A 23669-nucleotide genomic window follows, 5' to 3' on the forward strand; every position below is an offset into this window, starting at 1 on the left:
ATGCGTATCGTGTTGCTGTGCCTGCTGTTGGTGCTGGCCAAGGCGAGTTGGGCCGATGTGCCTGCGGCGCGGGTCAATGGCGTGGAAATCGGCGTGACGCGCCTGGAGCGTTATTTCAGCGAATACCTGAGCGCCCAGGGCCGCGCGTTGACCAGCATTCGCAACCCAGGCCTGTACAAGCGCCTGCGCGATCAAGCGCTGGACGAGCTGATCGACAAGGAGCTGCTATGGCAGGAAGCCCGGCGCCAAGGCATCGCCATCAGTGACGCGCAGGTGTCGGCGCATGTGGGCGAGGTCGAAGCGGCGTTCGGCAGCCCGGCAATTTTCGAGCGGCGTCTGGCGGAGGCGGGTTTCGATAGGGCACAGTACACTGAGTACACCCGGCAAGACATGGCGGCCCAGCAGGTGTATGCCCAGCTCAGTGCAGTCGACGCGCCGAGCCAGGCCGAAGTGGAGGCTTTCTATGCTGCCAACCGGGAAACACTGCAAGGAGCGCAGAACCAAAGTGATAACCCTTCGGTCATACGTGAGCAGGGCCTGGTCTTGGCCAGGGCGGCGCTTATCGGCAAGCGAGAGGCCGATGCGCGCAGGTCCGTACGCCAACGTTTGCGCGACGCCGCTAACGTGGAGGTGGCAGACTGAGGCCCCTGATGGCGTTTCCCCCAATGCTGGGGAATTAAGGTTTGGCAATGTGCCATCAGTTTCCCCGCTTGTGGGGAACCGGGCGGGTGCGCCTGCCCGGTGCGTTTCGGGTGTTGGCCGGCACCCTTGGCAAATCAGACACTTACAGCGGTGCAACATGACTATTCACGCCTGGCACGAAGCCTGCTCAAGCCTGTACAAGGGCGCACTTCGCAGACCGGGTAACCGGGCAGTACTTGGGAGTCGACCTTGGTGAACAGAGTATTGGTAGTCGATGACGAACAGACCCTTGCGCAAAACCTGCAAGCGTACCTGCAGGCGCAAGGCCTGGAAGTTCATGTTGCCCACGACGGTGCCAGTGGTATCGAACAGGCTGCAAGCCTGGCACCGCAAGTGATCGTGCTGGATTACCGCTTGCCCGATATGGAGGGTTTTCAGGTTCTGGAGGCCGTACGCAAGAACAGGCAGTGCCACTTCGTGCTGATCACCGCCCACCCCACTGTCGAAGTGCGTGAGCGGGCCGCCGAACTCGGTGTGAGCCATGTCCTGTTCAAGCCGTTCCCGTTGGTGGAACTGGCACGTGCGATCTTCGACCTGATGGGCATCGAGCGCCGGCGCAGGGCCACGGACAACCCGGCTGAAGGGTTCGTCGAACGACGCCAGAACAGGAACGAATCGTTCCCCCTGCAGTTGTACGATGGAAGCTGGGTGTTGGCCGACCGCCGCCGTAATGGCGCCAAGCCCCCAGGGCCCGACGACGATCAACTGCTCACAGGGGAATAGCGGCGCCCGCACTCCTGGCCGAGCCAGCCTGCGACGCGCCCCTGAGCGGAGTCGCAGGCCATGCCGCAAGCACTTGATGCAACAGTCTCAGCCTACTCCCGCGACCTGCTGGCCCAGGCCCGCCTGCAAGCCAGCGACGAGCGCCTGCTCAATTGCCTGGAACGCCTGGCCTGCGACAGCCCGGACACCTTCACCCGCCGCCTCGGCCTGACCCTGCACTACCCGGTGCTGGACAGCCACAGCCTGCTGGCCAGCACCCCGCGCTTCGACAAGGTGGCCCTGGCCCAGTGCCTGAAACGCGAATTTGTGCTGATCGAGCAGGGCGGCCAACTGCTGGGCGTGTTCGCCGACCCCTTCGACCCCGCCCGCCTGGCCTGGATCGACGATGTGCTGCAAGGCGCGCCACTTTACCTGGCCCACGCCGCCGAGCTGGCCACCTTCCTGGCCCGCCACGAAGAAAGCTTCCACGCCGTCGATGCCCTTGACCATGACGCCGAGGCCAGCAGCGAAGGTGACCCGCTGCAACGCCTGTCGCTGGCCAGTATCAGCGAAGACCAGAGCCGCGTGGTCAAGCTGGTCAACTCCACCCTGTACGACGCCCTCAAGCTGCACGCCAGTGACATCCACCTGGGCATGACCGGCCAGGGCCTGACCATCAAGTACCGCATCGACGGTGTGCTCAACGGTGCTGGCAAGGCCAGTGGCAGCGCGTTTGCCGACCAGGTGATCTCGCGCATCAAGGTCATGGCCGAACTGGACATCGGTGAAAAGCGCGTCCCCCAGGACGGCCGCTTCAAGGTCGCCGTGGGTGACCGGCAAATCGACTTCCGCGTATCGATCATGCCCAGCATCTTTGGCGAAGACGCCGTGCTGCGGGTGCTCGACAAGCAGGACTTGTCTGACCGGGTCAGCGGCGTGCAGTTGCAGGCCCTGGGTTTTGCCGACGAAACCCTGCGCGCCCTGCGCCGACTGGCCGCCGAACCCTACGGCATGATCCTGGTTACCGGCCCCACCGGCAGCGGCAAGACCACCACCCTGTACGCCATGATCAGCGAGATCAACCACGGCGTGGACAAGATCATCACCATCGAAGACCCGGTCGAGTACCAGTTGCCCGGCGTGCTGCAGATTCCGGTGAACGAGAAGAAGGGCCTGACCTTCGCCCGTGGCCTGCGCTCGATCCTGCGCCACGACCCGGACAAGATCCTGGTGGGTGAAATCCGCGACCCGGACACCGCGCAAATCGCCGTGCAGTCGGCACTCACCGGCCACCTGGTGTTCACCACCATCCACGCCAACAACGTATTCGATGTGATCGGCCGCTTCAGCCAGATGCAGGTCGACCCCTACAGCTTCGTTTCCGCACTCAACGCGGTGCTGGCCCAGCGCCTGATCCGCCTGGCCTGCCCGCACTGCGCCACGCCCTGCGAACACGATGACGACACCCTGTATGGCTCGGGCCTGACCCGCGAGGGCGTGGCCGGCTGGAAGTTCGTCCGCGTGCAGGGCTGCGGCCAGTGCCGTGGCAGTGGCTATCGCGGCCGCAGCGCCATCGCCGAACTGCTGCACCTGGACGACGACCTGCGCCAGATGATCGTCGAGCGCCGCCCCCTGTCGCAAATCAAGACACTCGCCTGCCAGCGCGGCCTGCGCCTGCTGCGCGCCTCGGCCCTGGACCTGGTCCGTGATGGCCGCACCACCCTTGAGGAGATCAACCGTGTCACATTCATCTGATCGTTTCTGCGCCGTGCTCGGCGCCGAGGGTGTCGGCTTGGGTTGCTGGCACAAACACCAACACCAGTGGCTGGGCAGCCGCGAGTTCAGCTGCGACGCCGCCCAACCGGCCTGGGAAGCTGCCGTCGACGCACTGGCCGCGCTGCTGGCCGAGCATGCTGTACGTGGCGCCCAGTTGCGGGTGCTGCTGTCGGCCCGCTACAGCCGCTTCTGCCTGGTGCCCTGGAGTGATGCCATTGGCCACCCACGCGAGCTGGACGCTTATGCCCGGGCCTGCTTCGAAAACCTCTACGGGCAGCCGCTGGACGACTGGCGCATCGTGCTGTCGCCCGAGCCTGCCGGTGTCGCCCGTATCGCCACGGCACTGCCCGAAGCCCTGTTGCAACGCTTGCAGGGGCTGGGCCGGGAAAGCCGCCTGAGCCTGCGCTCGGTGCAGCCGTACCTGATGGCCGCCTACAACCGCTGCTCGTCACAGCTGGCGCAGGGTGACTTCCTGTTCGTGCTGGCCGAGCCGCGCCGTAGCGTGCTGCTGCTGGCTGCGGGTGGCGCCTGGCAGCAAGTGCTGGCGCAAGGTTGCGCCGACAGTGACCAGGCCCTGCAAGCGCTGATCGAGCGCACCTGCGAACTGTATGGCGAGCACCTGCCCCGGGTGTACCTGCATGCCCCAGGCCGGGGCGACGTGCCGCAACTGGCGGCGGTGCAGCTGTGCCAGCCGGCCAGCGAAGCCGACCCGTTGTGCGCCATGTGGCGGGCGGTGGCCTGACATGCGCCGCCTCGAACTGGAATTCCAACCCCGGCGCAGCGGCCCGTTGGCCTGGTCGCTGCTGGCCTTGGGCAGTGCCCTGGTCGCAGGCCTGGTATTGCTTCAGTACACCTTGCAGAACGAGCAGGTGGAGCTGGAAGACAGCGTGCACAGCCTGGAGCTGCAACTGGGCCGCCGTCCGGCCACTGCCGCCCCGCAAAGCACGGTCGCCAGCCGTGAGCAGGCCGAGCGCCTGGCGCAGATGCGCAGTGTGTCGCAGCAACTGCAACGCCCATGGCAGCAGTTGTTCAGCATGCTCGAAGCCATGCCGCAGGACGACGTGGCGTTGCTTGGCCTGACCCCGGACGCGCGCAAGGGCCAGGTACGCATCGCCGCCGAGGCACGCAACCTGGAAGCGATGCTGCAGTACCACCAGCGCCTGGAAGCCAGCGACGAGCTCAGCGATGTGTCGCTGCTCAACCACGAGGTGTTGGCCGCGCAGCCTGAGCACCCGGTGCGCTTCACCCTCACCGCCACCTGGGAGACCGGCCATGCGCGCCCTTGAGCTGAACAGCCTGATCCTCCAGGAGCGCCTGCGCCGCGTTGGCCCGGTTGGTCTGGCGGCGGTGGCGGTAGGCCTGCTGGCCGTGGGCGTGGTGTGCGCCGGGGTGCTGCCGCAGTGGCAGAGCGTGCGCGAGCTGCGTGCCACCGAGGCGGATGCCAGCGTACAGGTGGAGCGGGTCAAGCGTGGCGAGCTGAAAATCGCCGTCAAACCCGAGCAGCAGGCGCTCGACAGCCTGCGCCAGCAGCTGCCGGGCCAGCCCCAGGCCAGCGAACTGATCGAGCGCCTTTACCACCTGGCCAGTGCCGAGCACATCAGCCTGGCCCGTGGCGAGTATGCCCTGGGCGTCGACCCCAAGACCCAGCTGGCGCGCTACCAGATCGTGCTGCCGGTGCGTGGTAGCTACCCGCAGATTCGCGGCTTCCTCAAGGGCCTGCTCAAGCAACTGCCGACCCTGGTGCTGGAAGACCTCGAGCTGCAACGCAAACGCATCGGCGATAGCGAGCTGAATGCTCGCCTGCGCATGACCCTTTACCTGTCGAGGTCGTGATGAACACACAACGTGCAGTCATCTGGGCCGGCTTCCTCGGGGTGAGCGCGGCGTTGGCCTGGGCACCGGGGCACTGGTTTGGCCAGGACGACGGCGTCGCGGCCTTCGCGGGTAAACCCACTCCCACAGGGACTGTGGGCGCCGCCGAACCTGTGGGAGCGGCTTTAGCCGCGAAAGGGCCGGAACAGGCCTCCAGAGACCTGTTCCCCAAGCAGCAGTGGACCAGACCCCAGGCCCTGGCCACCGTCACCGAACAACCCGTCGTCGCCGCGCCAGTCGTAGCCGCTGCACCGACCGCCCCTGAGCTTCCGTTCCAGTTCATCGGCCGCATGGGTACCAACGACGACCTGCAAATCTTTTTGCAGAGCGGCGAAAAACTCTACGTCGTGCGCCAGGGCGACGTGATCGAAGACACCTACCGCCTCGATCGGGTATCGGCCGAAGAGCTGAGCCTGGTCTACCTGCCTTTGCATCAGTCGCAGACTTTGTCTGTAGGGAGCGCACCATGAAGTCGTCAAAGCTGTGCAAACCTGCCCCGTTCCTGCTGGTGGCGCTGTGCGTGGCCATTGCCGGCTGCGGCTCCAGTGCGGTTCGCAAGGACAGTGACCAGCTGATGAAAGAGGGCCAGTACGAAGCCGGGATCGCCCGGCTGGAAGAGGCCTTGCGCGACGACCCGCGCGATACCGAGCTGAACATCGCCCTGGCCCATAGCCGTCAGGCCGCTGTCGAGGCGCTGATCACCCAGGCCGATGCCGACCGTATCCGCCATGACTTCGCCAATGCCCGCATGGGCTACGGTCGGGTGCTGACCCTGGAGCCGAACAACCGCCGTGCCCAGGAAGGCATCCGCCAACTGGAGCTGATTCGCACCCTCGACGAGCGTGTAGCGCTGGGCCAGGCCGCGCTGCGCCAGGGCGACCTGTTCGGCGCCGAGCGCTATATGCGCGAAGTGCTGCGCCTGGACCCGCAGAACCAGAAAGGCATGGCGCTGCGCAGCGACATCGAAAACGTCCAGGCGCGCACCGCGCAGCCCTACCCACAGCTGCGCAGCAAGCTGGAGCGGCCGGTCACCCTGGAGTTTCGCGATGCCAACCTGAAGACCATCTTCGAAGTGCTGTCCCAGGTTGCCGGCATCAACTTCATCTTCGACAAGGACATGCGCCCGGACATGAAGGCCACCATCTTCGTGCGCGAGGTGCGCATCGAGGACGCCGTGGCGCTGCTGCTGGAGCAGAACCAGCTGCGCCAGAAGATCGTCAACGATAACACCGTGATGGTGTACCCCGACTCGCCGCAGAAGACCAAGGACTATCAGGAACTGGTCATGCGCACCTTCTACCTCACCAGCATCGATGCCAACACCGCGCTGAACATGGTCAAGACCATGCTCAAGACCCGCGACGTGTTCGTTGACGAGCGCCTCAACACCCTGACCATGCGCGACACCCCGGACGCCGTGCGCATGGCCGAGAAGCTGCTGCAGTCGCAGGACCAGTCCAACCCCGAGGTGGTGCTGGAAGTGGAGGTGATGGAAGTGGCCACCTCGCGCATCCTCGACCTTGGCCTGCAATGGCCCAACACTTTCGGCGTGTTGAGCAACGACGGCAAGCCGGTAAGCGTGCTCGACCAGTTGCGTGGCATCGATTCCAGCCGCATCAGCATTGCGCCAGCACCGCAGGCCAAGATCAACGCCCAGGACAAGGACATCAACACCCTGGCCAGCCCGGTGATCCGCGTCAGCAACCGCGAGCAGGCACGCATTCACATCGGTCAGCGGGTACCGATCATCAGCGCCACCTCGGTGCCGTCCACTCAGGGCCCGGTGATCACCGAAAGCGTCACCTACCTGGACGTCGGTTTGAAGCTTGAAGTGCAGCCTACCGTGCACCTGAACAACGAGGTGGCGATCAAGGTGGCGCTGGAAGTGAGTAACGCCACCCCGCTGGAGGCCACCCGCCAGGGCACCATTCCGGTCCAGGTCGACACCCGCAACGCGCAGACCAGCCTGCGCCTGCACGATGGCGAAACCCAGGTGCTGGCCGGGCTTGTGCGCAACGACCACAACGCCAGCGGCAACAAGATTCCGGGGCTCGGCGATATTCCTGGCCTGGGCCGGCTGTTCGGCAGCAACAAGGACGACATGAGCAAAAGCGAACTGGTGCTGGCGATTACCCCGCGCATCGTGCGCAACCTGCCGTACCAGAGCCCGTCGGACATGGAGTTTTCCACCGGTACCGAGTCGGCCATGCAGGTACGCCAGATGGCACCGCTGCCACCCATGGACGTACCCGGCAATGCGCCGACCACCGACGCGCCGGTGGTGGACAGCCAGATGGCAGTCGCCCCGGTCAACGGGAGCCCTCGGCCATGAAAGCGCAGCGCCGCATGCAGGGCTTCAGCCTGATCGAGGTGGTGCTGACCCTGGCACTGCTCGGGCTGCTGGCCAGCATGGCCGCGCCGCTGACCGAAACCGTGGTGCGCCGCGGCAAGGAGCAGCAACTGCGTGAGGCGCTGTACCAGATTCGCGACGCCATCGACGCCTACAAGCGGGCTTTCGATGCCGGCTACATCGAGAAGCGCCTGGACGCCAGCGGTTACCCGCCAAACCTGCAGGTGCTGGTGGAGGGCGTGCGCGACGTGCGCAGTGCCAAGGGCGCGAAGTTCTACTTCCTGCGGCGCATCCCGCATGACCCGCTGGTGGCGGCCAAGGACAGGGACGAAGGCGGCTGGGGCCTGCGCGCTTACGACAGCAGCCCCGACAACCCGCGCGAAGGCGAAGACGTGTTCGACGTGTACTCCAAGGCCCGCGGCAAAGGCCTCAACAACATCCCTTACGGGCAATGGTGACAGCCATGAAACGCAGCAAAGGCTTCACCCTGATCGAGCTGCTGGTGGTGATGGCGATCATCGCCACGCTGCTGACCATCGCCATGCCGCGCTATTTCAACAGCCTGGAAAGCTCCCGCGAGGCCACCCTGCGCCAGAGCCTGGCGGTGCTGCGCGAGGCGCTGGACCACTACTACGGCGACACCGGCCATTACCCGGATTCGCTGGAGCAGTTGGTAGAACAGCGCTACCTGCGCAACACACCGGTCGACCCGATCACCGAGCGCAGCGACGCCTGGCAGCTGGTGCCACCGCCTGAAGGCGTGGCTGGCGGCGTGGCCGATATCAAGAGCGGTGCCACAGGGAGGGCGCGTGATGGCAGCCTCTTCGCTGAATGGTAAGGCCAACGGCGGCTTCACCTACCTGGGCGTGCTCTTGCTGATTGCTGTCAGCAGCGTGGCCTTGGCCGCCACCGGCACGATCTGGGCCAGTGCCGCCCAGCGCGACCGCGAACGCCAACTGCTGTGGGTGGGCAGCCAGTACGCCCAGGCCTTGCGCAGCTACTACCGTGCCTCGCCGGGCCTGGCCCAGTACCCGCAAGACCTGGCCGACCTGCTGCAGGACAACCGCTTTCCGCAGGCCAAACGGCACATTCGCAGGCTCTACCCCGACCCCATTACCAACAGCGACGAGTGGGGCCTGCTGCGCTCGATCGACGGCCGCATCACAGGTGTGCACAGCCGCTCGGACGCCACCCCGTTCAAGCGCAGTGGCTTCAGCGCCGAGTGGACCGGTTTCGAAGGGCTGGAACACTACAGCGACTGGCAGTTCGTCGCCGAGCAGGCCTTCAACGAAGGCGCCGATGGTGTGCAAACCCACAGCGGCCCGGGAGACACGCCATGAATACCCTGGCCGCACTCTGCCTGAGCATGCTGCTGGTGTTGGCCACGTCGGCCAAGGCCTCGAGCGAGGACGAGATGCAGGGCTTCATCGTCGACAACACCATCTCGCACATCGGCCACGACTTTTACTACTACTTCGCCGACCGCCTGCGGGCCACCAGCCGCCTGGATTTCAACCTGGTGGTACGCGAACGCCCGGATGCGCGCTGGGGCAGCCTGGTTACCGTGGAGTTCGAACGTGAGGTCATGTACCGCCGCTTCCTGCCCCCGAACACCACCGAGCTCAAAGACGAGGCCGTTGCAGCCGCCGACCTGGTCAAGCAGCAGATCATTCAACGCAAGCTGCAACGCCTGCTACAGGACACCACCGACTTGGAGAGGGACGAGCTATGAACCACCGCATACCCCGTTGCATTGCCGCCTGCCTGCTGGTCAGCGCCTGTGCTGCCCAGGCCACCGAGCTGGTGTACACCCCGGTCAACCCGGCCTTTGGCGGCAACCCGCTCAACGGCACCTGGCTGCTGAACAACGCCCAGGCGCAGAACGACTACGACGACCCCGACCTCAAGGACCGTGCCTCGGCCTTTACCGGCACCACGGCCCTGGAGCGCTTCAGCAACCAGCTGGAGTCGCGGATGTTGTCGCAGTTGCTGGACAACATCAGTAATGGCAGCACCGGCAGCATGGCGACCGATGCGTTTCTCATCGACGTCATCGACGATTCCGGGGCCTTGAGCATCAAGGTCACCGATCGCGCCACAGGAGAAATTTCGATCATTGAGGTCAGCGGCCTGAACCCCTGAGAGGGAAGGGCTTTTCTGTTGGGGAGAGAACACCATGAAACGTCTGCTGAGCACGCTGCTGATCCTCACCGCCCTGGGCCTGCAAAGTGGTTGCAGCCTGCGCGAACCCATGTCGGCCGAACAGGACTCGGAAACCCCGACCCTGACCCCGCGCGCCTCGACCTACTACGACCTGATCAACATGCCACGGCCCAAAGGCCGGTTGATGGCGGTGGTGTACGGCTTCCGCGACCAGACCGGCCAGTACAAGCCCACCCCGGCCAGCTCGTTCTCCACCAGCGTCACCCAGGGCGCAGCCAGCATGCTGATGGACGCCCTGAGCGCCAGCGGCTGGTTCGTGGTGCTGGAGCGTGAAGGCCTGCAGAACCTGCTGACCGAGCGCAAGATCATCCGTGCTTCGCAGAAAAAACCGGATGTACCGGAAAACATCATGGGCGAGCTGCCACCGTTGCAGGCCGCCAACCTGATGCTGGAGGGCGGCATCATTGCCTACGACACCAACGTGCGCAGCGGCGGGGAGGGGGCGCGTTACCTGGGGATAGACATCTCCCGCGAGTACCGGGTGGACCAGGTGACCGTGAACCTGCGTGCGGTGGACGTGCGTACCGGGCAGGTGCTGGCCAACGTGATGACCAGCAAGACCATCTACTCGGTCGGGCGCAGTGCCGGGGTGTTCAAGTTCATCGAGTTCAAGAAGCTGCTGGAAGCTGAAGTGGGCTACACCACCAACGAACCGGCGCAGCTGTGCGTGCTGTCGGCGATTGAAGCGGCGGTGGGGCATTTGCTGGCGCAGGGGATCGAGCGGCGGTTGTGGCAGGTGGCGGGGGATCCAGCGGATGGCAAGGCGACCGTGGACAAGTACCTGAGTCAGAATCAGCAGCCGTGAAGCAGATTAACGGCACCTGCGCGGTCGATGTGGGAGCGGCCTTGTGTCGCGAAAGGGCTGCAAAGCAGCCCCGGCGATATGTGCATCTTGGTTGGTATCCTGGGGCCGCTTTGCGGCCCTTTCGCGACACAAGGCCGCTCCCACATCGACCGCGCAGTTAGCCAGGAGTACGAGTCGGCAGCAGAAGTGTTACGGCAAATGCCCTCAGCTCGAATCCCTTCCCTGACCTCGGTAGTCTTTGCCCGCTGCTGTCAATCCAGCAGCCGGGTTTGGTCACCCGCAATCATCAAGGCGCACAAGCGCCCGCTCTGCGATACAGTTGGCGCTTTTTTGTGCCCGGCTGTTTCGTTTTATGGCGGCTGTGCGTGGGGCGCCTCCGTGCGCGCCGGTTTCCTTGATTCCCGGTTGACCAACCCGCGTACAGTCGCCACCCATTCGTTTGGTCACGTTGTGTGGCGGCTCCAGTGAATCAAGGAGCGACACAATGACAAAAGGCTTACCTGATCCTCCCGCACGCGCCACCACGGCGGCCTCCAGTTTCTCGACTTGTGAATGCAGCCATCCACCGTTGTTTGCCGTGCGTTCGGGGGTGGACTACGAAGATGCGCTGGTGCACCTGTCCACGCTGCTCAAGGGGGCGTTTGCAACCAACCTCAAGGCGTTGGAGCTGGCCAAGGGGACTTGCCGCGATCTGCTGTTGAGCAATGACCATGGGCTGGATTCGGCCAAAGCGGTGGTGGAAGCGTTGCTGGATGGGGTGGAGAGGCAGCAACTGGCCCGGCAGAAGGGCGTGGCCGCAAGCTGAGTGATAGCCGACGGCAGTTGTGATTTGCCTTGAGGGCCTCTTCGCGGGCACGCCCGCTCCCACAGGTACTGCGTAGCCTTTGGGATCACGCTATCCCTGTGGGAGCGGGCTTGCCCGCGAAGGGGCCGGTATAGGCTACGCCGCTGCCCACGGCGGCACTGTCCCTTTACGTTAACGTCACCATATGCCACCTTCTACCCCAGCCTGATGACGGCCAGGGATTTCTCCCGCACACTGCGGAAAATTCCCAAGCCCGTTCCCCGCCACCTTCGCGGGGTACAGCCGGAGTAGAAAATGGCGCGACAACTAATAACAAACGCCCAAGACCCGCTGCACGAATCCCGCCAGGCCCGCCTGAAGCTGGCCAGCGAGGGCGAGCTGCCGTTGGGCATGCTGCGCGACGAAATCGACGCCTCCTGGCGGCGCAGCCTGGGCCATGGCCTGGATTGCCTGCAAGGCGAGCAGGTCGGCCTGGGCCTGGAGCAGGGTCATGACCTGCGCATGTTGCTGGAACGCAACCGCCTGCTGGTCGACGCCGTTACCCCCGAACTGGACTACCTGGTCGCTCGTCAGGGCAAGTCGGGCATCGTCATCCTTGGCGATGCCAAGGCCAATGTGCTGGCCATCGAAGGCCAGACCCACGTGCTCGGCCGCGAGGGCCTGCGCGACCTGCACCCGGGCAGTTGCTGGAGCGAGTCGCTGCGCGGCACCAATGCCATCGGCACGGCCGTGGTTGAAGGCCGGCCGACGTTGATCAACTGCGGTGAACACTACCTCGACCGCCTCAGCCCGTTCTCCTGCACCTCTGTGCCCCTGCGCGACCCGCGTGGCGAGGTGATCGGTGTGCTCGATATCACCCGTGAAGGGGTGATGGCGCAGCCACAGGACAGCCTCTCGACGCTGATGCTGGCCGCCGGCAACATCGAAAGCCGAATGTTCGGCCTGTGCCACCCAGAGCAACTGGTGCTGGCCTTCCACAGCCGACCGCAATACCTCAACAGCGCCTGGCACGGCTTGCTGGCGCTGAGCCTGGATGGTGAAGTGCTGGCCGCCAACGACAGTGCCTGCCAACTGCTTCAGGTGCCGCGCCATGAGCTGATTGGCCGGCGCAGCACAGACCTGCTCGGCGAACGTTCACCTGCGTTTATTGCACGCCTGTGGCAGGGCGGGGTGAGCAGCGTTCAAACGGCCAAGGGCGAGTTCTACTTCCGCGCTTTGCAGTTGCCGCGCCATGGCCGGGTAAATGGTGGTACGCCAGCCAGCAAACCGACGCTCGGCAAGCAGTCTCCCGCGCTCGATGCATTGGCCGGCGGCGATCCACGCCTGGCGCGCAACCTGCGCATGGCCCGTCAAGGGCTGGGCAATGGCCTGCCAGTGCTGCTGCTGGGTGAGACCGGTACCGGCAAGGAAGTGGTCGCCCGGGCCTTGCACCAGGCCAGCCCGCGTGCCGACAAAGCGTTCGTGGCCGTCAACTGCGCAGCCATACCTGAAGGTTTGATCGAGTCCGAACTGTTTGGCTACCGCGAGGGCGCCTTCACCGGTTCCCGCCGGGGCGGCATGGTCGGGCGGTTGATGCAGGCCCATGGTGGCACACTGTTCCTGGACGAAATCGGCGACATGCCGCTGGCCTTGCAAGCGCGCCTGCTGCGGGTATTGCAGGAGCGCCGCGTGGCACCGCTGGGTGCGGGTGACGAGCAGGACATCGATGTGGCGCTGATCTGCGCCACTCACCGTGACCTTAAACGCCTGGTGCAGGAGCAGCACTTTCGCGAAGACCTGTACTACCGGGTCAACGGCGTGTCGCTGCGCTTGCCGGCGCTGCGCGAGCGTGATGACCTGGCCGCGATCATTCAGGGGTTGCTGGACAAGTCCGATGCCCGCGGCGTTACGCTAGACCCGGCATTGGCCGCCTTGCTGGAAGGCTTCGACTGGCCGGGCAACATCCGCCAGCTGGAGATGGTGGTACGCACGGCGCTGGCCATGCGCGAGGACGGTGAGCAGGTGCTGACACTCGACCACCTGACGGATTGCCTGCTGGACGAACTGGCCAGCGGCACGGCGCCCTCTGGCAGCCTCAAGGACAACGAACTGGAATTGATTCGCGGTGCGCTGGCGCGCCATCAGGGTAACGTGTCGGCCGCCGCCGAGGCCCTGGGCATCAGCCGGGCAACGTTGTACCGCAAGCTCAAACAGTTGCGCGGCTGAACCATGGGCCCATTGTTCGCAAGGCTGGTGGAGTCCAGCGACCCTGTACTCATGCGCCAGGCATTGGCCTGGCTGTATGGTTTCGTGCGCCCGCACCGGCGCGCCATCGGCCTGTTGCTGGGCCTGTCGCTGGGCGCCTCGCTGCTGGCGTTGGCGCAGCCCTGGCTGGTCAAGACGCTGATCGACGAGGGGCTGCTGGCCAAGAATTACCAGACCCTCTGGCACATGGCGGCGATCATGATCGGCGCAGGCCTGCTGGGTACGGTGCTGGCCGGGGTCAACCGCTACCTGCACACGCGCCTGTCGGGGCGCATCCTGTTTGCCCTGCGCGATGACCTCTACCGCCACCTGCAGCAGTTGTCGCCAACGTTCTATGGGCGGCGGCGCATGGGCGACATTCTTTCGCGGCTGGACGGCGACGTGGCGGAGATCCAGCGCTTTGCCGTGGACTCACTGTTCTCGGCGGTGTCGGCGGTGATCGGCCTGGTGGGGGCGGTGGCGCTGATGCTGATGCTGTCGTGGCAACTGTCGTTGCTGTTGGCGCTGTTGGTACCGATCGAAGTGCTGTGGCTGCGCTGGATGCGGCGCAAGGTGGAGCGCGAAGTGCGCAACCTGCGCGAACGTTCGGCGGATGTGTCGTCGTTCCTGGTTGAGACTTTGCCGGCGATGAAGTTCATTCAGGCGTCCGGGCAGCAAGGCCGCGAGGCTGGGCGCCTGGACCAGCTTGGGCAAGGCTACATGCGCCAGTTGCTTAAAGTGCAGGTGACCGAGTTCTTCACCCAGGCCATCCCCGGCACGCTCACCTCCTGGTGCCGCGCTTGCGCGTTTCTGGTCGGCGGCTGGTGGGTGATCCAGGGCACTTGGCAGTTGGGCGCGCTGATCGCTTTTTCCACCTACATGGGCATGGCAGTAGGCCCGGTGCAGAGCCTGCTGGGCCTGTATGTAGCGGTACAGCGCATGGCCGTGAGCCTGGGACGGGTGATGGAGCTGAAGCAGGAGGCTGTGGCCGTGCGCCCGGCGAACAACCCGAAGCCGATACCCGATGGCCCCGGTGAGCTGCGCCTTGAAGGCCTGGGTTTTGCCCATGAAGGGCGCCAAGGTGCCGTACTGAACAACGTGCAGGTGTGTGTGCCGGGTGGCCTGAAGGTGGCCATCAACGGTGCCTCGGGGGTGGGCAAGTCGACCCTGATCGACCTGTTGCAGCGCTTCTACGACCCGGACGCCGGGCGCATCCTGCTGGATGGCACCGACCTGCGTGACCTGGACCTGGCCGCGTTGCGCCGGCGTATTGCGGTGGTCAGCCAGGACATCGTGCTGTTCCGTGGCACCCTGGCGCAGAACCTTGCCTATGGTGTGCCTGAAGCCAGCCGTGCAGAGCTGGAACGGGTAGTGCGCCTGGCGCGGCTGGACAGCCTGGTCGAAAGCCTGCCATTGGGCCTGGATGGCTTGCTGGGCGAACGTGGCCAGCAGTTGTCCGGCGGGCAGAAACAACGCATCGCCATCGCCCGTGCAGTGTTGCAGGCCCCGGCGATATTGGTACTGGACGAAGCAACGTCCGCAGTGGACGAAGCCACCGAGCGCGAAGTGATCGCGGCCATCGACCAGCTTTTCGCTGGCCGCACACGCATCCTGATCAGCCACCGAGCTTCGACACTGGCCGATGCCGACCTGCACTTGCAACTGCATGATGGCCAGTTGCAGGTGCTGCCGCAGGAGGCAATCAAACATGGGCACTGACGTGCGTGTTGGCATCATCGACAGCGGCTGCTCGCCGGAGCAGGCCAACGGTTTGCTGGCTGCCCGCCGTTTCTGGCTGGAAGACGGCCAGTTGCGTGAAGGAGGGCTGCAGCCCGACCAGCTGGGGCATGGCGGCGCGGTGCTTGCCGGCGTGCAGCGTGAGGCTGGGCCGGTGCCGCTGCTGGTGGCCCAGGTGTTCAGCGCCCAGGCCAGCACCAGCGCTTTGCAGGTGGCTGCCGCGCTGCTGTGGCTGGTGGAGGCGGGGGCTACCTTGGTCAACCTTAGCCTTGGCCTGCAGCAGGACCGCCCTGTGCTGCACCAGGCTTGCGCCGAAGCGTTGGCAGCGGGTGTGCTGTTGTGCGCATCCAGCCCGGCGCAAGGCGGGGCGGTGTACCCGGCCAGCTACAGCGGGGTGATCCGGGTGACCGGCGATGCCCGCTGCGCCCCGGGCGAGTGGTCGTGGCTGGGTACGCGGCAGGCGGACTTTGGCGGCTACGTGGGCACGGGCGGCAGGGCGGGCGCGAGCCTGGGCTGCGCGGCCTTGAGCGGAAGGATTGCAGCGTTGTTGCGCGACGAGCCGGGCATGGATCGCCAGCAGGTTTACGACTGGCTGCGCAGCAATGCGGCGTATGCCGGCCCCGAGCGACGAGGTGTTGGCCATGCCTGAACCGCGCATTGTGGTGCTGGGTGCTGGCCCTGCGGGTGCTGCCACGGCCATCGGCCTGCGCCGGCTGGGCTACTCGGTGACGGTGGTGTCGGAGTGGCGCCGTTTCGCGGCAGTCGAAGGGGTTTCGCAGCGGGTGCTGGAGGGCTTGCGACATGCAGGCCTTGGCGGGGCCTTGAGCCAGGCGGCCATGCCGGCTACCCGACAGGTGCACTGGAATGGCCAGCACTTGCAAATGAACCAGGAGTTCTTGCTGGATCGACAGCGTTTTGACCGGGCGCTGCGCGACGATCTTCAGCGTGCCGGCGTGAGTGTGGTCGAGGGGCGGGTGCGCGAGGTTGTGCACGAGGGCGGTCATCATGTTCGCCTGGACGATGGGCAGGTGTTGATCGCTGATTTCCTCGTCGAGGCCAGAGGCCGTCAGGCACCGCTGGCCCCGGATCGCCTGCGTGGGCCGGAAACGGTTAGCCTGCTTAACGTGTGGCAGGGTAGCCCGGGGGCGCCTGCGTCGGCGGTGGAAAGCCTGGAGGATGGCTGGGCGTGGATGGCGCGGTTGGAGGATGGCCGCTGTTACTGGCAAGTCACCCTTGACGCAGCCGGGCTGCCGGGTAAGGCCGGGTTGGCGGATTACTGCGTGGTGCGGCGAGCCTGCAGCGCGCTGGTTGCCGAGTTGTTTGATGCCCAGGCGCTGGTTCCGGCACAGGTGCATGCACGCAGCAGCACTGCAATTCTGGCCGGCGAGTGTGTAGGGCAGGACTGGATACGGGTCGGCGATGCGGCGATGGCCGTTGATCCGCTGTCGGGCAACGGGATTTTCCAGTCACTGTCTTCGGCGTTGCAGGCGCCGGTGGTGATCAATACGTTGTTGCGCAAACCCGAGCGCGCGGGGCTGGCGCGGCAGTTTCACCAGCAGCGGGTCGAACAACTGTTCTTGCGCTTTGCCCGGATCGGGCGGGATTTCTATGGACAGGAGCAGGGGCGCGCAGGGCAGCCGTTCTGGGGGCGGCGGCAAAGCTGGCCGGATGCGCAGCCGCTGCATATGGCTGCGGATTGGAACGCGGTGCGGGTCGAGCGGCGGCCTGTACTGCGTGATGGGTGGGTGGATGAGGCTGAGGTGGTGGTGACGGCGGATCAGCCGTTGGGGGTTTGGCATTTGCAGGGGGTGGAGTTGGCGCCTGTGGTGCAGAGGCTACAGGGCGGGCAAGCACTTGAGGTCGTGCTGCCAGGTCTTCTGGATGAACAGCAAGTGATGGTGCGGCGCTGGCTGCGAGAGCAAGGTTTTGCTTGAAATCGCCGGGGCTGCGTAACAGCCCCAGGATTTTGAATCAGAAGAAGGTCCCGACAATCAACTGCATGTAGGCCCCGGTATCCCGCCCGCCCAGTTGTGTGCCGCCATTATCCGCACTACGCTCCGGCTTGTAGAACCCCACCAGCGGGCTGATCAGCAAGTGGTCGTTGACCATCCATTCCACATACAGGTCCAGCTCCCGTCCGCCGAGGTTGCCCTGGTCCGTGTCCAGCGTGTCGAAGTCGAAGTACAGTGCGCCCACGGTCAGGTTGTCCCGTGGCTTGCCCTTCAGCGCTACGTGGTGTACCTGGCTGTTCTTGTTGAACGGCCCGGCATAGTTGGCCGCCACCTCACCCTGGAACCAGGTGCCATAACCCCGGCTCAGGCCATAGAACAGGGGGTCGAAACCTTCGGAAAAGCGGCTGTAGCGGTAGGTCGCGGTGGGCGACCAGGGTAGCTCGGAGAACGTCCAGTTGCCCTCCAGATACCAGGCATTCTCACGCCCACCGGTCTTGTCCTGGGTCACGTATTCGGCGGCCAGCTCCAGGTCTTTCACGCCCAGGTTACCGCGCCCGCGCAGGCTGGCGGTGTCCATGCCGTCGCGGTGTTCCAGGCCCATGATCTGCGCATAGCGCTGGTCAAGGTCCAGCCCGCGTATCCAGCTGACGCCCACGGTGCCGGCGTCGGCGACGTGTTCCAGGTTGGCTACTGCCAGCGACGTGTCGGCCTGGTAGTGGTTGTCGGACTTCAGCCACATCAGGTCACCGCGCCAGCCTTGTTTGCCGCCCAGGCGCAGGACTGCGGTGCGGTCGAAGGCCTTCCGGGCGGCCAGGTAGTAGGCGCCGCCACGGTCGAAGTTGGCGCCCAGGTCGACCTTGCCCAGGTTCACCGGGTCGCCCTGAATGAGGAAGCCGTCACCCAGTGTCACCACCTGGCGGCCGCCAGAAATGTCCACGCCGTCTTCGCCCAAAGCCGGGAACAGGTTGGCCGAGCGCCAGCCCAGGTAGAGGTCTTCGATGGCGGTGCGGCGTTCGTCGCCCAGGGTCAGGCCGGCGGCATCGCCGTCGCCCCAGGTGGCGGAGCTGAGCAGGTTGAACGCGCCGTAGAGTGCGCCGGCATCGGGCAGGGCCTGGCTGCCGCTGAGGCCGTATTTGATGTAGCCCTCCTGCCAGGCGGTGCTGCCGGGCTGGCGGTTGCCGGCCTGGTTGAAGCTTTCGTCGCTGTGGAAGACGCCAAACAGGGCTTCAAGGTCGGCGTTGAGGATGGTGCCGTTCTGGTTGTACAGCTCGTAGGCTTGGCTGGCGGGTGCGGTTAACAGCAGGGCCAATGTGCAGGCAAGTGTGTGCCTCATGGTTTTGCTCCATGGTTTTTATTGTTGTTTTTGTATTGCCTGTACCGGCCCTATCGCCGGCAAGCCAGCTCCCACAAGTACGGCACAGGACCTGAGGGCAGTGGATACCTGTGGGAGCTGGCTTGCCGGCGATAGGGCCGGTACAGGAAACAAGATCAGAGCTTGATCAACACCGATTTGAGCTCGGTGTAATGTTCGATGGCAGCTGCGCCCATCTCACGGCCAACGCCAGACATCTTGTAGCCACCAAATGGCAATGCCGGGTCCAGCGCGCTGTGGCAGTTGACCCAGACCGACCCCGACTTGATACGCGGGATCATCCGGTGCACCGCTGCCAGGTCGTTGGACCAGATGCTCGCGCCCAGGCCGTAGGGGTTGTCGTTGGCCATGCCGATCACTTCGTCGATATCATCGAACGGCATCGCCACCAGTACCGGCCCGAAGATTTCTTCCTGCACCAAGCGGTGGCGCTGGTCGACATCGACAATCACTGTCGGCTTGACGAAGTAGCCTGGGCCAAAGCTTTCGCCACCGCAGGCGATGGTCGCGCCCAATTCGCGACCCAGCTCGATGTAGCCGGTGACGCGGTCCTGCTGTTTGGCTGAAATCAGCGGCCCCATTTGCACGGCCGGGTCCAGGCCGCTGCCCAGTTTCATGCCATTGGCGATGCCCGCGATGTCGGCCACCACGTTGTCGAAGTGCTTGCGGTGTACATACAGGCGCGAGCCGGCGCAGCACACCTGGCCCTGGTTGAAGAAGATCGCCGTGGCGGCGCCGGCAGCCGCTTCCTGCAGGTTGGCGTCGGGCATGACGATGGTTGGCGATTTGCCGCCGAGCTCCAGGGTGACGCGGGTCATGTTGTCCATGGCCGCCTTGCCGATCAGCTTGCCGACTTCGGTAGAGCCGGTGAAGGTCAGCTTGTCCACGCCGGGGTGCCGGCTGAGCGCGGCACCGGCATTAAGGCCGGTACCGGTGATCACGTTGAACACGCCCGCCGGGTAACCGGCTTCGTCGACCAGTTCGGCCAGTTTGAGCACGCTCAACGGGGTTTCATCGGCGGGCTTGAGCACCACGGTGCAGCCGGTGGCCAAGGCCGGGCCGAGCTTCCAGCAGGCCAGCAGTAGCGGGAAGTTCCAGGCGACGATGGCGCCGACCACGCCGACGGCCTCACGGCGCACGAAGCCGTGGAACTGGTCGTTGGGCATCAACGGCATGGAGGCTTCGACGGTGCTACCCTCGATCTTGGTGGCCCAGCCGGCCATGTAACGCAAAAAGTCGATGGCCAACTGCACGTCCATCACCTGGGCCACGGCGGCGCTCTTGCCGTTGTTCAGGCATTCCAGCTCGGCCAGCTGGCGGGCGTCGCGCTCCATCAGGTCGGCCAGGCGCCACAGCAGGTTTTGCCGTTCACGCGGGCGCAGGCGGCTCCACGGCGAATCGTCGAAGGCCTGGCGCGCAGCGCGTACGGCGCGGTCGACGTCTTCGGCCTCGGCGGCGGGCACTTCACCCAGTACCTCGCCAGTGGCCGGATTACGGAACGACAGGGTGCGACCGCTGGCGGCGTCCTGCCAGTCGGCGCCGATGCGCATCTTCAGCTTGCGTTCGAGAAAGGCGCGGGTGGCGGGCAGGATGGGCAGTTCGGAAAGCATGGGGCTGTGCCTCTTGTCATTGGATGTGACGGGCACAGGCGCAATGGCCGTGCCAAGGTGGGCAAGTGGCCGCAAGGTGTTGAAGGCATTGGGTTTTGCCTGGATGCAAGGTTGTGATTGCCGGTGTGCGCTGTTGCACATTGAGACGGTGTGAGACGGTGATGAAACAGTGGCTGTGCTGGCCTCTTCGCGGGCTTGCCCGCTCCCACAGGTACAGCGTTGGGCTCAGGCATTTCGCAATTCCTGTGGGAGCGGGCGAGCCCGCGAAGGCCTGCACAGCAGGCCCTGTCTCAGGATGAAACACCTTGTCGCGAAATGGCACGCTGCAATTGGCCATCTTTGCTTCCGGTTACGCCCGGAAAACGGCCTAAAAGCCTGAAAGAAAACGCTTTTACAGCAACTGGCACAGTTCCTGTATCACAACTGTCACATGCACACCTGCTGTACCAAAGCGTGCGAAAAACGATAAGAACAACAACCGTGGAGGTCTGACCTTGAAGACGACTCGACTCCGGCGGCATGCGGGCAAACTGGCGCTGGTCGCCGCCGCGCTGCTGAGCACCCAGGCCATGGCGGCCGAGCAGGGCCCGAGCCTGTTGCAGAACAAGTGCATGGGGTGCCATATCCCCGAAGGCAACGATACCTACAGCCGTATCAGCCACCAGCGAAAAACGCCGGAAGGCTGGCTGATGAGCATCGCCCGCATGCAGGTGATGCACGGCCTGCAGATCAGCGACGACGACCGTCGCACGCTGGTCAAGTACCTGGCCGACAAGCAGGGCCTGGCGCCCAGCGAAACCGATGGTGTGCGCTACGCCATGGAACGCCGGCTGAACACCGTCGAGCACTTCGATACCCAGCTCAGCGAAACCTGTGGCCGTTGCCACTCCGGTGCCCGCGTTGCCTTGCAGCGCCGCCCGGCCAAGGAATGGGAGCACCTGGTCAACTTCCACCTCGGCCAATGGCCGTCCCTCGAATACCAGGCCCAGGCGCGTGACCGCGACTGGCTGCCGATTGCCCTGCAACAGGTGGTGCCGGAACTTGCCAAGCGTTACCCGCTGGACAACCCGGCCTGGGCCGAGTGGCAGAAGGCCAAACCGAACGCCGATGTGCTGCCGGGGCAATGGGCCTTCAGCGGGCACATGCTGGCCAAGGGCGATGTGCGCGGGGTGATGAGCGTTACGGCTGACCAGGGCGATGCCTTCAAGGTGGAGGTCAAGGGCGCTTATGCCGATGGCACGCCGTTCAACGGCAGTGGCACGGCAATCCTGTACAACGGCTATGAGTGGCGCGGTAACGTCAAGGTGGGCGATGCCAACCTGCGTCAGGTGTTCGCGGCACTGGATGGCGAAATGAAAGGCCGCATGTTCGAGGCCGAGCACGATGAACGTGGCCTGGACTTCACTGCGGTGAAGGAAGGCAAGGCACGCCTGCTGGCGGTACAGCCGGCATTCATCAAGGCAGGCGGCGAAAGCGAGATCACCTTGGTAGGCAGCGGCCTGGACGGCAAGCCCGACCTGGGCGCCGGGGTGGAAGTGACCGAAGTGTTGGAGCAAACCCCCACTCTGGTGCGGGTCAAGGCCCGCGCAGCCGCCAATGCCAAGCCTGGCCAGCGCGAGGTTGCAGTGGGCGCGCTCAAAGGTGCAAACCTGGCGGTATACGACAAGGTCGAGGAAGTGAAGGTCGTGCCGGCATTCTCCATTGCCCGCATTGGCGAGAACGGTGCTTCGGTACCGAAAGTGCAGGGCCGTTTCGAAGCCGAGGCCTGGGGTAAAGACGCCAGCGGCCAACCGCTGCGCATCGGTTACCTGCCGGCCACCTGGAAAGTCGAGCCGTTCAACGAACGTGCGGTCGAGGATGAGGACGTCAAGTTTGCCGGCAAGATGCAGGCCGATGGCGTGTTCGTGCCAGGCGGTGCCGGCCCCAACCCTGAGCGCAAGATGATGACCAACAACGCCGGTAACCTGAAGGTCATCGCCACCCTGGCCGACGGTGGCCAGACTGGCGAAGGGCACATGATCGTCACCGTTCAGCGCTGGAACAACCCGCCGCTGCCGTAACGGCAGGGCGCAACGGTTTTCCAACGGATCGATTATCGGGAGGTCGCCATGGGCGCACTACTGAACCTGGTCGAACGCAACCTGCATGAAGTGCAGGTCGATGCCGACCGCATGCTGTTCCATATACCCAGCAGTTCGCTGTTTGCCACAGATGCCGTGACCGGCAGCATCATCGACGCCTTGCGCCAGCAAGGTTGTTCGGCCGAGGAGCTGATGCAGCGCCTGGGCCAACAGTTTGCCGGCGACGATATCCAGGACACCCTGCGCGAGCTGATCGCGCTGGAACTGGTCAGCGACGGCTCGCCGCTGACCCCGGAAATCGCCCTCAGGCAGGTCGAGCGCACCGCGCTGAATACCGTGGTGCTCAACGTCAACACCGGCTGCAACCTCAGCTGCACCTATTGCTACAAGGAAGACCTGGACAAGCCGTCCGCCGGCAAGAAGATGAGCACCGCCACCGCCGAAGCCTCGGTGGAGATGCTGCTCAAGGAATCGCCCAACGAGGAGCGCTACAGCGTGGTGTTCTTCGGTGGCGAACCGCTGTCCAACCGGCCGTTGATCGAGCATATGGTGGCTTACTGCGAGCGGCGTTTCGCCGAGGCGGGCAAGGCGGTGGAGTTCATCATGACCACCAACGCCACGTTGCTGACCGAAGAAATCATCGACTGGCTCAATGCCCACCGCTTCGGCTTGTCGATCAGCATCGATGGCCCCAAGACCGTGCACGACCGCAACCGTATCACCGTGGGCGGGCAGGGCACCTATGACGTGGTGCGGCGCAAGGCCGACCTGCTGCTGTCGCGCTACACCAGCCGCCCGGTAGGGGCGCGGGTGACCTTGACCCGCGGCATTACCGATGTCGAAACCATCTGGAACCACCTGTTCAACGAAATGGGTTTTGCCGAGGTTGGCTTTGCCCCGGTCACCTCCGGCGACATGGCCGACTTCAACCTCACCGGCGACGAACTGATCGAGGTGTTCGCCAACATGAAGGCGCTGGGCCGCCGTTACCTGGAAGCCGCGCTGGAACACCGCAACATCGGGTTCTCCAACCTGCACCAGCTGATTACCGACATCCACGAAGGCCACAAGAAGGCGCTGCCGTGCGGTGCCGGGCTGAAGATGCTGGCGGTGGATCATGAAGGCGAACTGAACCTGTGCCACCGCTTCACCGGCTCCAGCCTGCCGACCTTCGGCAACGTGCACCAGGGCGTGAAGCAGGCGCAGCTCAACGACTTCCTGTCGCAGCGCCTGGACCGGAGCAACACCGGCTGCGAGAGCTGCCGTATCCGCAACCTGTGCTCTGGCGGCTGCTACCACGAAAGCTATGCGCGCTACGGCGACCCGCAGCACCCGACGTATCACTACTGCGAACTGATGCGCGACTGGGTCGACTTCGGCATCGAAGTCTACAGCCGCATCATGGCCGCCAACCCGGCCTTCATCGATCGCTACATCACCCCGCGGAAGGCGCACTGAC

Annotated in this window: 23 protein-coding genes; 21 read left to right on the forward strand and 2 right to left on the reverse strand. The window is 64.8% G+C overall.

What is annotated here, in order from left to right; translation table 11 throughout:
• From A0O30_RS19320 to A0O30_RS19415, 19 genes are all read left to right on the forward strand, one after another.
• Positions 1–642, forward strand: coding sequence for a SurA N-terminal domain-containing protein (locus A0O30_RS19320; RefSeq protein WP_105947575.1), 642 nt, complete (start codon positions 1–3; stop codon positions 640–642).
• 249 nt (positions 643–891) lie between these two features.
• On the forward strand, positions 892–1425 hold the full coding sequence (locus A0O30_RS19325; protein ID WP_177410296.1) for a response regulator: 534 nt from the start codon (positions 892–894) through the stop codon (positions 1423–1425).
• Positions 1426–1485: 60 nt separating this feature from the next.
• Positions 1486–3159 carry a GspE/PulE family protein gene (locus tag A0O30_RS19330; protein WP_105947576.1) on the forward strand — a complete coding sequence of 558 codons (1674 nt, stop codon included), beginning with the start codon at positions 1486–1488 and terminating at the stop codon, positions 3157–3159.
• Positions 3143–3922, forward strand: coding sequence for a hypothetical protein (locus tag A0O30_RS19335; protein WP_105947577.1), 780 nt, complete (start codon positions 3143–3145; stop codon positions 3920–3922). Before A0O30_RS19330 ends, A0O30_RS19335 begins: the two co-directional genes overlap by 17 nt.
• 1 nt (position 3923) lies before the next feature.
• On the forward strand, positions 3924–4466 hold the full coding sequence (locus A0O30_RS19340) for a pilus assembly protein (RefSeq protein ID WP_105947578.1): 543 nt from the start codon (positions 3924–3926) through the stop codon (positions 4464–4466).
• Complete coding sequence (gene pilO, locus A0O30_RS19345; protein WP_105947579.1) at positions 4453–5013, forward strand: type 4a pilus biogenesis protein PilO; 561 nt, start codon at positions 4453–4455, stop codon at positions 5011–5013. The genes A0O30_RS19340 and pilO overlap by 14 nt, the downstream gene beginning before the upstream one ends.
• The gene (locus A0O30_RS19350) at positions 5013–5522 is read left to right on the forward strand and encodes a hypothetical protein (RefSeq protein WP_105947580.1); all 510 of its coding nucleotides are present in this window, start codon (positions 5013–5015) and stop codon (positions 5520–5522) included. Before pilO ends, A0O30_RS19350 begins: the two co-directional genes overlap by 1 nt.
• Positions 5519–7384 carry a secretin N-terminal domain-containing protein gene (locus A0O30_RS19355; protein ID WP_105947581.1) on the forward strand — a complete coding sequence of 622 codons (1866 nt, stop codon included), beginning with the start codon at positions 5519–5521 and terminating at the stop codon, positions 7382–7384. Before A0O30_RS19350 ends, A0O30_RS19355 begins: the two co-directional genes overlap by 4 nt.
• Positions 7381–7860: a type II secretion system protein gene (locus A0O30_RS19360; RefSeq protein WP_105947582.1), complete on the forward strand. Its 480-nt coding sequence runs from the start codon at positions 7381–7383 to the stop codon at positions 7858–7860. Before A0O30_RS19355 ends, A0O30_RS19360 begins: the two co-directional genes overlap by 4 nt.
• A gap of 5 nt (positions 7861–7865) precedes the next feature.
• Positions 7866–8240 carry a type II secretion system protein gene (locus A0O30_RS19365; RefSeq protein WP_016713967.1) on the forward strand — a complete coding sequence of 125 codons (375 nt, stop codon included), beginning with the start codon at positions 7866–7868 and terminating at the stop codon, positions 8238–8240.
• A complete protein-coding gene (locus tag A0O30_RS19370; RefSeq protein WP_105947583.1) occupies positions 8215–8742 on the forward strand; it encodes a type II secretion system protein in 528 nt (175 codons plus the stop codon). The genes A0O30_RS19365 and A0O30_RS19370 overlap by 26 nt, the downstream gene beginning before the upstream one ends.
• Positions 8739–9134, forward strand: a complete 396-nt coding sequence (gene csgE, locus A0O30_RS19375; protein WP_019097062.1) for a curli production assembly/transport protein CsgE — start codon at positions 8739–8741, stop codon at positions 9132–9134. The genes A0O30_RS19370 and csgE overlap by 4 nt, the downstream gene beginning before the upstream one ends.
• Positions 9131–9544, forward strand: a complete 414-nt coding sequence (locus A0O30_RS19380) for a curli assembly protein CsgF (protein WP_105947584.1) — start codon at positions 9131–9133, stop codon at positions 9542–9544. The genes csgE and A0O30_RS19380 overlap by 4 nt, the downstream gene beginning before the upstream one ends.
• A 34-nt stretch (positions 9545–9578) precedes the next feature.
• Positions 9579–10430, forward strand: coding sequence for a CsgG/HfaB family protein (locus A0O30_RS19385; protein WP_105947585.1), 852 nt, complete (start codon positions 9579–9581; stop codon positions 10428–10430).
• Positions 10431–10998: 568 nt separating this feature from the next.
• Positions 10999–11235 (forward strand): hypothetical protein, encoded by a 237-nt coding sequence (locus A0O30_RS19395; RefSeq protein WP_105947587.1) that lies wholly within the window; start codon positions 10999–11001, stop codon positions 11233–11235.
• 294 nt (positions 11236–11529) lie between these two features.
• Positions 11530–13440, forward strand: a complete 1911-nt coding sequence (locus A0O30_RS19400) for a sigma-54-dependent Fis family transcriptional regulator (protein WP_105947588.1) — start codon at positions 11530–11532, stop codon at positions 13438–13440.
• A gap of 3 nt (positions 13441–13443) precedes the next feature.
• Positions 13444–15177, forward strand: coding sequence for an ABC transporter ATP-binding protein (locus A0O30_RS19405; RefSeq protein WP_105947589.1), 1734 nt, complete (start codon positions 13444–13446; stop codon positions 15175–15177).
• Complete coding sequence (locus tag A0O30_RS19410; protein WP_105947590.1) at positions 15167–15844, forward strand: peptidase S8 and S53 subtilisin kexin sedolisin; 678 nt, start codon at positions 15167–15169, stop codon at positions 15842–15844. Before A0O30_RS19405 ends, A0O30_RS19410 begins: the two co-directional genes overlap by 11 nt.
• Positions 15837–17129 carry an NAD(P)/FAD-dependent oxidoreductase gene (locus A0O30_RS19415; RefSeq protein ID WP_105947672.1) on the forward strand — a complete coding sequence of 431 codons (1293 nt, stop codon included), beginning with the start codon at positions 15837–15839 and terminating at the stop codon, positions 17127–17129. The genes A0O30_RS19410 and A0O30_RS19415 overlap by 8 nt, the downstream gene beginning before the upstream one ends.
• A gap of 37 nt (positions 17130–17166) precedes the next feature.
• Here the strand turns inward: A0O30_RS19415 and A0O30_RS19420 are convergent, their stop codons facing one another.
• Entirely contained in the window at positions 17167–18480 is a 1314-nt protein-coding gene (locus A0O30_RS19420; RefSeq protein WP_105947591.1) for a hypothetical protein, read from the reverse strand.
• Positions 18481–18635: 155 nt separating this feature from the next.
• Positions 18636–20129 carry an aldehyde dehydrogenase gene (locus A0O30_RS19425; RefSeq protein WP_105947592.1) on the reverse strand — a complete coding sequence of 498 codons (1494 nt, stop codon included), beginning with the start codon at positions 20127–20129 and terminating at the stop codon, positions 18636–18638.
• Between the two features lie 494 nt (positions 20130–20623).
• Between A0O30_RS19425 and peaA the strand changes: the two genes are divergently transcribed.
• Positions 20624–22189 carry a quinohemoprotein amine dehydrogenase subunit alpha gene (gene peaA, locus A0O30_RS19435; protein WP_105947593.1) on the forward strand — a complete coding sequence of 522 codons (1566 nt, stop codon included), beginning with the start codon at positions 20624–20626 and terminating at the stop codon, positions 22187–22189.
• Between the two features lie 48 nt (positions 22190–22237).
• On the forward strand, positions 22238–23668 hold the full coding sequence (gene peaB / locus A0O30_RS19440) for a quinohemoprotein amine dehydrogenase maturation protein (RefSeq protein WP_016713979.1): 1431 nt from the start codon (positions 22238–22240) through the stop codon (positions 23666–23668).
• The last annotated feature ends 1 nt before the right edge of the window (position 23669 follow it).

It is taken from the genome of Pseudomonas sp. LLC-1, from assembly GCF_002992185.1.
GTDB lineage: Bacteria > Pseudomonadota > Gammaproteobacteria > Pseudomonadales > Pseudomonadaceae > Aquipseudomonas > Aquipseudomonas monteilii.